Source organism: Peptidiphaga sp. (assembly GCF_057238965.1).
Map to the genome: position 1 here is coordinate 1,204 of NZ_DBHHEV010000097.1, position 7,273 is coordinate 8,476.

The following is a 7,273-nucleotide window of genomic DNA, read 5'->3' on the forward strand; positions in this document are numbered from 1 at the left end:
CCTCGCTTTCGTGCTGGACCCAGACGACCGGGACGCCTTCCGCTCGCGCCTTCTCGACCAATGCAACGACGTTGGCGAGGATTTTTTCGCTGTGGGCCGACGCTTCGAGTACGGCTTTTTGCATGTCGATGACAACCAGCGCTGTTTTCTCGTTTGCCATGGATGCTCCTTTTTGTGTTCGTTTTGTATTGTTTGCAAGTTGATTGATTGTCGGCAGTCCGCTTGATTATTGGCGACTTGCCGGGGTGTTTTCAGTATGTTCGGTTCTTTGTACTTTTTCTGGTTGTTTGTGGTTTATTGCATAATTTACAAACTGAATTATATCGTAAAAATGTTCGGTTTGGAAGTGTGGAAGTTTGCGCTTCAGCATTCGGTCGGCGTTCTGACGTAGGCTTGAGGGGTTATGCGCAACAGTTCTTCTTCGGGCGGACGCGACGCCGCCTATCTCGCCACTATGGAGCGCCTCCGCGCGCGAATCGCTCAGAATTCCGGGGAAAGTCGCAATGCCGGAGCGGATCAGAGCGCCGGAGCGGATCAGAATTTGGGCAGGGATTGGGGAGCGATCGACGACGGCGAACGGTTCGACGGCCGCGCTGACGAATCGCTCGGATGCGACGGTCCCGGCGGGAGCCTTGTCGGCCGTATTGCAGCCGAATCGGATTTCGCTTCTCGCGCAGCGGGGGACTCGCGCGTGCAGAGAATCGTCGCCGGGCTCAATCCGCAGCAGCTGGAGGCGGTGACGCATTCCGGGACTCCTTTGCTGGTGGTTGCGGGTGCGGGATCTGGGAAGACGCGCGTCCTCACCTCCCGCATCGGATATCTCATCGCCTCGGGGCGAGCGGCTCCGGGGCAGATCTTGGCCATCACGTTCACGAACAAAGCGGCCAGGGAAATGCGCGAGAGGCTCGAGTCCGCATTGGGCGGGAGCGCGATACGCACGATGTGGGTTTCGACCTTCCACTCTGCCTGCGTCCGCATTCTTCGTTCCGAGCACGACGCATTGGGCATGCGCTCCACTTTCACGATCTACGACGCGCAGGACGCCCAGCGCCTCATGAAGCTTGTGTGCCGCGAGGAAAACATCGACATTCGGGCGCACCCGCCCAAAGGCCTTTCGCGCCGAGTCTCAGACCTGAAGAACGACCTCGTCACGCCCGAGCAGGCTGCGGCCGACGCAGCGGACCAAGATTCCCAGGTGCTTGCCCACGCCTACGCTGCCTACCAGAGCAGTCTCAGGCAGGCCAATGCAATGGACTTCGACGACCTCATCATGTCCACGGTCGATGTGCTGCGTTCCCATCCCGACGTCGCCGACCATTACAGGCGGCGCTTTCGGCACATACTCGTCGACGAGTACCAGGACACCAACCGAGCGCAGTACGAGTTGGTCCGGGCGCTCACGGGAACGGCAGAAGACGACAACCACGGCGAGCTGACCGTCGTGGGAGACGCCGATCAGTCGATCTACGCCTTCCGCGGAGCGACGATCCGCAACATCGAGGACTTTGAGAAGGACTTTCCCGAGGCGCGCACGATACTCCTCGAGCAGAACTACCGTTCGACCCAGTCGATCCTCTCGGCCGCGAACGGCATCATCGCCAACAACAGCGGGCGCCGCCCAAAGCGCCTGTGGACCGACCGCGGCGACGGCGAGAAGATCGTCGGCTACGTCGCGGACTCTGAGGCCGACGAAAGCGCATTTATCGTGTCGGAAATCGACAGGCTGCGCGACGACGCCGTGATCTCATACGTCGACGTGGCTGTATACTACCGGACGAACGCCCAGTCGCGGGCGTTTGAGGACTTGTTCGTTCGATCGGGGATCCCCTACAGGGTCATCGGCGGAACGCGTTTCTACGAGCGGCGCGAAATCAAGGACGCCTTGGCCTACCTCCACACGATCGTCAACCGCGACGACACCGTCTCCATCCGGCGCATTCTCAACATGCCCAAGAGGGGGCTGGGGGCGAAATCCGAGGAGGCGGTGGCCATGCACGCAGCGCGATGGGACGTGTCCTTCGGGGCGGCGCTTTGCGACGTCGGCGACCCGCATCCCGAACGCGGCCCGGTTTCGGGGATAGGGAAGAAGGCGTCTGCGACGATGGCGGGCTTCGTCTCCATGCTCGAAAGCGGGCGCGAAATGGCAGAGGCGGGGGCGGCGCCCGATGCGATCCTCGATTTCGCGATGGAGGAGTCGGGCTATCTCGACATGCTTCGCTCGAGCGACGACCCGCAGGATGAATCCCGCTTGGAGAACCTCGCGGAACTGCATTCCGTCGCCGTCGACTTCCACAAGGCCAATCCCGAGGCGACGCTGGCGGATTGGCTCGACCAGGTCTCGCTTGTCTCCGACGCCGATCAGCTTGCCGACGGCGACGAGGGCGAGGCAACGCTCATGACCGTGCACACCGCGAAGGGGCTGGAATTCCCGGTCGTCTTCGTCACGGGCCTGGAAGACGGGACTTTCCCGCATATGCGCTCGCTCATCGACCCCGCCGAACTGGCAGAGGAACGCCGCCTCGCCTACGTGGCGGTGACCCGGGCGCGTCAGCGGCTTTACATCACGAGGGCCGCTACTCGCGCCTCGTGGGGCGCGCCCCAGGAGTTTCCTCCCTCGCGCTTCATCGAGGAGATTCCTGAGTCTCTCATCGACTGGAGGCGATCCGAGTCAAGCGCCGACGCCGTGCGCCGAACAGGCGGGTGGTCCGGAACGTGGGGGAGCGGCGGAAGGCGTCGATCCGAAAGCTTCGGCGGAGGCTACGGCGACGAGCTGGACGACGGCCCCGTCGTCGGCTCCGGCAAGGGCTTTGTGCCGGGAAAGCTCGGCGTCGATGCGGCGAGCCGGAAAAGCGCCGGAGCGGCGCGGGGTGCGAACCGGCCGGGGGCGGCTGACGCTTCGGCGAGCGCCGACGAACCCCTGGACTTCGACGCGGCGGCAGGCTCCTCGGGCTTCGACGCGGCCGGCGGGGCGGGGAAGAATGCAGGGCCGTCGGTTCCTGACACCCATGGCCTGGCCGTCGGCGATTCGGTTGTGCACAAGAGCTTTGGCCGCGGCAAGGTCGTCGCCTTCGAGGGGACCGGGCGCAACACGACAGCCAGGGTGACTTTCTCCAGCGGCCAAACCAAGCGACTGGCTTTGCGCTTCGCACCGCTGGAGAAGATCTGAGGCCTGCTGCCGCTTTCGCGTGTGTCTTGCAATGCCGCGTTTGTTGCTTCCGCGTGCGTTTCGCATGCCACGCTTGCCGATTCCGCGGGTGCCTTGCAATGCCGTGTTTGCCGCCTGCCAGTGCCTGAACGGCCGCCGCTTCTTTCTGCGGGCCTAGCAGAGCTTTAGGGCTCCTTTTTATCTGCGTTTGCCCGTGAGAGCACGGTTGTAGGCCAAGGCTGCGTCGAGCCAGAAGCGCAACTGCTCGTCGTCGGCGACGGACGCCGCAGACGCGCGAATCCATCCCGCTCCCATGGCTCGCCCCGGGCTGATCTCGGCGGGCGACGCTCCCGGGACCTCGCTGAATTTCGCGTCGTCGGCGACGTCGACGCGGACGAGGAGATCTCCGTCCTTGGACGCGTGGACCGCCATTTTCTCATTGACCATGAAAGCCCGACCGCCGAACATCGAGACCTCGCGGACCGCAGGCTCGTCGGCAAGAAGACCGCGAAGGCGGGCGACGAGGAGGTCTCTTTGCCCCGCATCTTTAGACGCGGGGCTTTCAAACCTGCCGTCCTTGGAGTCGCCGCTTGCACGCATGCCGTTCTTGGAGCCGCCGCTTGGCACGGGACTACGCTTTGTCTGCGGAGGGGCGAAGGAAAGCCGGTCGAAAATCAGCACGCTGTCGACGATCTTTCCCCCTTCGACGGTGAAGCACTCGGCCACGGGCGCGGCATCGGCCACGGCGGTCTGCGGGCAGTAAAACAGTGCGACCCGGTTCCCGTCTGCGAAACTCGCAATGTCGATGAGCCCCGTGAGTCGCGGTGCGAAACCGCCAATGAACTGCTCGTATTCGCTTTTGCCGTGAAGATCGACGCCGGGAGCGCGGCAGGCGACGTCGTCGGCGACGAACGCCATGGCAGCTTTGACGTCGCCGCCGGTCCAAGCGCGATGGTAAGCCTCGACGATCGAGCGGGGCTGGGAATCGGCGGGGGTGACGGGGTTCTTGTGTGACATGGGCGTTCTCCTTATGCCGATTGGCTGTGCTCGTCGAATCGTGTGTTCTTTATTCTTGCATTTCAGCCTACAACGTCGCTTAGTCCGAGACGGTTGGCGCCAGGCGCGGATCTAGGGGAGGAGCCAGTCTTCTTCCTCTCAAACGGTTCCTGGTGGAACAAGGCGCACGGGTCGGCTTCATTGGTTCAGGAAGCGAATGCCCGGGGCGAAAGCTCAATTTTCCTTGCCTAGCTCTCGTCAAGGCCTCGCAGCCGGGGCGAAAGCGCCGCCGGAAGAGGTTTAGGCCCAACCGGCCTGCAAAACGGCTTTCGAGACTCAGGCCCAGATCCCGCGCCAATACTGCGCGGGCGTCACCGAGTCGGCGTCCGCGAGCCGGTTGGCCCAGCGCAGAGGAGCATAGGGGTCGGTCAGAGCCACGCGCCCGATTGCCACGGCGTCGCACCGGCCCGTCACGAGAGCCTGCTCCGCCTGCTCCCCGCTGGAAAAGAGGCCGACGCCCACGACCTTCGCCTGGCTCCCCGAGACCGCTCGTTTGACGTCAGCGGCCAGCGGCAACTGGTATCCGGGCCCCACCGGGATTTCGGCGGGAAGGAGGCCCCCCGAAGAAACGTGGAGGACATCGACGCCGTGGGCGACGAGAGCTTCTGCGGTGCGGCATGTTGCCTCGGAGTCGATCCCGCCGTCGATCCAGTCGGCTGCGGACAGGCGGACGCACAAGACCTTGTCGCCGATCGCCGATCGGACGGCGTCGACTATGCGAATGAGGAACCGTCGCCGATTCTCCTCGCTGCCGCCGTATTCGTCGGTGCGGACGTTCGACAGCGGGGAAAGGAATTCGTGAATGAGATATCCGTGGGCGCCGTGCACTTCGACGACGTCGACGCCCGCCGCAACCGCTCGGCGCGCCGCTTGGGCAAAGGCTTCGACGAGCGCGTCGATGCTTGCCGCGTCGAGTTCGGACGGCTTGTCCAAGCCGGGAAAGGCGATCGGGCTGGGGGCGACGAGAGTCCAGCCGTCCTGCGTGCCCTCGAAGGCGTGGGCGTAGCCCCGAAGCGCGGGAGAGGTGCCTGCCTTTCGGCCGGCGTGGGCGATTTGGACTCCGCAGAGGGCTCCCTCAGTGTGAACGGCCTTGACCAATTTGGAGAAACTCTCGATTTGCCCGTCGTCCCACAGGCCGAGGTCGCGCGGCGAGATGCGGCCCTCGGGCGAAACCGCCGTTGCCTCGACGATGATCGTGCCGAATCCGCCGACGGCGCGAGAGCCGTAATGCAACGTATGCCAATCGGTTGCGGGCCCGTCTTCCCGAACGGCCGAGTATGTGCACATCGGGGCGAGCCACAGGCGATTGCGAGCTGTCGTGTTGCGGAATGGCGTCGGGGAGAAAAGCATGCTCATAGGCTTCATGGTACGCCCGAAGCCTCGGCGCGGACAGTGCCGAAGCGCACGATTTCCGGGCGTCGCGCTGTGCGCCGTGGAACGCTCGGACGCCGCGGCGAGCCTGCGGGGCGCGAGGCGGAAAGAGGGGTGGCCGCCTGCCGCGTCGCGGGGGATGCGGCAGGCCGGGGCCGCATGTCTAACGTCGCACGGGAAGGGGCCGGTGCGGGCAAATCGGCGGTGACGAAGACGACGCACGTGTTCTCCAAGCGGGCAATTTGGCGGCAGCGGTGGACACGTGCGGCGACGGTCGATTAAGTTTCCAATGTCTGAACAAGCCCTGACGGGCACAAAGAAGGAGGGGCACGTTGCCGCTGTACCTAATCGAACTCAAGCCTGCCGAAGCCACCAAGGAATCCGTCGGCGCCCTCATTGAGAAAGTCGTTTCCGCCGTCGGCTCGAGCGACGGCGAACTCATCGAGACGCAGGTGACGTCCGACCACCGGATCGTCTTCGTCATCGTCGAGGCGGATTCGCCGCGGTTCGCCTCGCCCGTCGTCAAGGCGGTCGAAGGCGTTGCCGAAATCGCCGGCCCCGACGAGGTCCGGCTCGTGGGCGCCGAGCTTGACGACATCAAGAAGTTGAAGGCCCACGCCGACTACCTCGTCGAATGGGACATTCCCGCCGAGATCACGATGGACCAGTACCTTGCGCGGAAGAAGGCCAATTCCCCGAAGTACGCGGAGGTTCCCGAGGTCTCCTTCCTGCGGACGTACGTCCGGGAGGACACCGCCAAGTGCCTGTGCTTCTACGACGCCCCCGACGAGGACGCCGTGACGAGGGCTCGAGCAGCCGTCCAGACGCCCATCGACCGGCTTTTCAAGCTGGACGCCTGAGGGGCTTCCCGAACGGCTAAAAGGCTTTCGACGTCCGAAGCATGCAGCGCTCCGGCTCGTCGCCCGCAAGGCCCTGAGACCCGCGAGGGTTTCAGGGCCTTGCGGGTTTCGACCCGTGGAATGTCGGAGCTCGCAAGTTCGAGGCAGGCAGGGCGTCGGGCTCGCAAGTTCGAGGCAGGCAGGGCGGCTGCTTTGGGCCTTATGCGCGGCCCAGGCGGGCAAGCGCCTCGTCGAGCAAGTCCACGACGACCGAAAAGCTGGCCTCTGCCGAGCGGCGTCCCCCGAATCCGCCGCTCAGCTCCAGATCGACAAACCCGTGAAGGGCGGAGCGGACGAGCCTGACGGCGTCGACCAGGGAATCCTTGGGAATGCCGTAGCCGAGGAGCGCAGCGTCCGCGATTTGAACGATTCTCCCCGAAGCGTCGATCGTCGGCGGCGGGCACGGCGCTTTAGAGGGGCACGCCGGTTCCGACGGGGGAGTTTTTCCTGAGGCCTCGGCTTTTCTCGAAGGGGAGGCCTTCGTTGCGCCGTCGGCCCCGCCTCCACCCCGAAAGGCTCGCCGATGCGGGGAGCGCTGAATGAGGGGATAGGTTCCAGGATGAGCGTGGGCGAAGGACCGGTACGCCGAGGCAATCGCCTGCAAAGCGTCCTTTCCCGAGCGGCCGACGGACGCTTCGGCCAGTGCGTCCGCGAACGCGTTCGCGGTCAAGTCCACGATTCTGGCGACGAGGTCGTCGAGGCCTTTGACGTGTTTGTAGAGGCTGGGCGCCGCGACGCCCAAGGATTGCGCCAGGCGGGCAAGGGAGAGGGCGCCCAAGCCCGCGGCGTCGACGGTGCGAGC

Annotated in this window: 6 protein-coding genes; 2 read left to right on the forward strand and 4 right to left on the reverse strand. The window is 64.6% G+C overall.

Annotated features, from left to right (window positions below; translation table 11 throughout):
- On the reverse strand, positions 1-160 hold a 160-nt coding region (locus tag ACO48X_RS09785), incomplete at its 3' end, for a cysteine hydrolase family protein (RefSeq protein ID WP_485001908.1).
- 243 nt (positions 161-403) lie between these two features.
- Here ACO48X_RS09785 and ACO48X_RS09790 point away from each other — a divergent pair.
- A complete protein-coding gene (locus ACO48X_RS09790; protein ID WP_485001903.1) occupies positions 404-3,166 on the forward strand; it encodes a UvrD-helicase domain-containing protein in 2,763 nt (920 codons plus the stop codon).
- 177 nt (positions 3,167-3,343) lie between these two features.
- Here ACO48X_RS09790 and ACO48X_RS09795 read toward each other — a convergent pair whose 3' ends face one another.
- Together ACO48X_RS09795 and ACO48X_RS09800 are read right to left on the reverse strand one after the other, a co-directional pair.
- On the reverse strand, positions 3,344-4,162 hold the full coding sequence (locus ACO48X_RS09795) for a TfoX/Sxy family protein (RefSeq protein ID WP_485001904.1): 819 nt from the start codon (positions 4,160-4,162) through the stop codon (positions 3,344-3,346).
- 315 nt (positions 4,163-4,477) lie between these two features.
- The gene (locus ACO48X_RS09800) at positions 4,478-5,566 is read right to left on the reverse strand and encodes an NADH:flavin oxidoreductase/NADH oxidase (RefSeq protein WP_485001905.1); all 1,089 of its coding nucleotides are present in this window, start codon (positions 5,564-5,566) and stop codon (positions 4,478-4,480) included.
- A 338-nt stretch (positions 5,567-5,904) separates the two neighbouring features.
- Here ACO48X_RS09800 and ACO48X_RS09805 point away from each other — a divergent pair, with 338 nt between their 5' ends.
- On the forward strand, positions 5,905-6,432 hold the full coding sequence (locus tag ACO48X_RS09805) for a DUF4242 domain-containing protein (RefSeq protein WP_485001906.1): 528 nt from the start codon (positions 5,905-5,907) through the stop codon (positions 6,430-6,432).
- A 199-nt stretch (positions 6,433-6,631) separates the two neighbouring features.
- Here ACO48X_RS09805 and ACO48X_RS09810 read toward each other — a convergent pair.
- On the reverse strand, positions 6,632-7,273 hold a 642-nt coding region (locus ACO48X_RS09810), incomplete at its 5' end, for a TetR/AcrR family transcriptional regulator (protein ID WP_485001907.1).